This window comes from Streptomyces coffeae, from assembly GCF_016741875.1.
Lineage (GTDB): Bacteria > Actinomycetota > Actinomycetes > Streptomycetales > Streptomycetaceae > Streptomyces > Streptomyces coffeae.
Genome location: NZ_JAERRF010000248.1, coordinates 1 through 234, shown reverse-complemented (window position 1 = coordinate 234; position 234 = coordinate 1). Strand labels below are relative to the sequence as shown.

The window sequence follows — 234 nt, the reverse complement described above, 5'->3', positions numbered from 1 at the left end:
GCCAAAACCACCGCGGCACCGAGCAACGGATGTTCCGCCGCACCCAACCCCAGACCTCGCGCATCGGTGACCGGCCGCGAGGCCCGGATCCAGAACCGTTCGCGCTGGAAGGCATACGTCGGCAGCTCCACCTGCCGCGCACCACACCCAGCGAACACCGAGCCCCAGTCGACCACCGTGCCACGTACGAACAGCTCAGCCAGCGCCATCAGCACGGTCGCTGCCTCGTCCCGC

Annotated in this window: 1 protein-coding gene; it reads right to left on the bottom strand. The window is 69.2% G+C overall.

Translation table 11 applies throughout. The features are described 5' to 3' along the window. On the bottom strand, positions 1–215 hold a 215-nt coding region (locus JK363_RS41865; protein WP_236076607.1), incomplete at its 3' end, for a hypothetical protein. Between the last annotated feature and the right edge of the window lie 19 nt (positions 216–234).